We start from the raw sequence: 1,200 nt of genomic DNA on the forward strand, positions 1-1,200 counted from the left end.
TCGTCGGAGTTGAAGCCCCGATCGACCACCGCGTAGGCGACGTCGCCTGCGCGCGCCACGGTCGCGTGCCGGACGCCGGGACCGAACGGCCCGGTCGGAACCGGCGGGGCGACCGCGGCGGCCCGCGGCTCGGGGGGCTTCGGCCGCTCGCCCTTGGCGAAGCTCCGCACCAGGAACCCACCTTGGTTTGGCTTCAGGAGCGCCTTGATCTGCTCGTTGATCGCCGCGACCTGCTCGGGATCGGCCGTCGGCTGGACCGGCACGTCCCGGTAGACGGTCTGGATCACCGGCCGGTCCTGGTAGATGATCTTCTCGACCACCTTGGGCTCCGGAGGCGGCTCCGGGGGCTTGGGCGCCGGGTTGTCGTCGGGCAGATCGCCCATCGTCGCGCCGCGCTTTACCGCGATCACCGTCGGCGCCACGAAAGGCTTGCCGGCGCTGTCCCGCTCGTCCGCCGCCTGACGATTGACCCCGGCGCGCCGGTCGGCCTCGGCCTTGCCGACCGGCTTCATCATGTCGTTCTGCGGGTTCGGGGTCGATCCCCGGATCTCCGAGGCCTGGCCTGCGCCCTGGTCCGTGACCGGCGCGTCCCGAAGGACGAAGGCCGCCGAGCCGAGGGAGAAGACGAGGACCGCACCACCGATCGCAGCGGACGCCTTGGGAGACAGCATAGCCATGATCCCCTCCTAGAACTCGATCGTGATGGCGGTCTCGGCGCCGTCGCCGCGCTCGGCGACGAGGCGCGAGGCCGGACGCAGGAACTCGTAGACGCGGTAGCCCAAGGCGGCGTCGGCCGAGGCGACCGGCTGCGGGCTGACGAGATCGCCCTGGACGCGCACGTACATCCGCTCGCGGTAGAGCCAGGCCTGCGCCCCGCCGGTCGCGACGAGCTTCTGCGCGCCCGTCGGCGGCGTGCCCGCGCCGAACAAATGCAGGAGCGCCGTGGTGTCGATCGGGCCTGCGCCCCGCGGCGGGCCGGGCGGACCGGCCTTGCGAACCGGCGCGGCGCTCGCCGTGACCACCTTCACCGGGGTGAGCGGCGAGGTGCCGGCGACCCGCACGGTGACCGGGATGTCCACCGTCTCGCTCTGCCCCGACAGGACCATCAGCGGGATCGGGTAGGGCACGGCCTCGAGCCGGATGAGGATGTTGCCCCAGGTGTCGTAGCGGCACGGCATAAGGTTGATCGAGGTCGGCCGG

General features: G+C 72.3%; 1 protein-coding gene and 1 pseudogene. Both read right to left on the reverse strand.

Annotated elements, in window-relative coordinates; genetic code table 11:
* Nucleotides 1-677, reverse strand: a pseudogene (locus VQ02_RS33890) (DotG/IcmE/VirB10 family protein); the annotation flags it as partial.
* 9 nt (nt 678-686) lie between these two features.
* On the reverse strand, nt 687-1,200 hold a 514-nt coding region (locus VQ02_RS33895; RefSeq protein WP_048448678.1), incomplete at its 5' end, for a DotH/IcmK family type IV secretion protein.

Origin of the sequence: Methylobacterium variabile, from assembly GCF_001043975.1 — a bacterium.
GTDB classification, from domain to species: domain Bacteria; phylum Pseudomonadota; class Alphaproteobacteria; order Rhizobiales; family Beijerinckiaceae; genus Methylobacterium; species Methylobacterium variabile.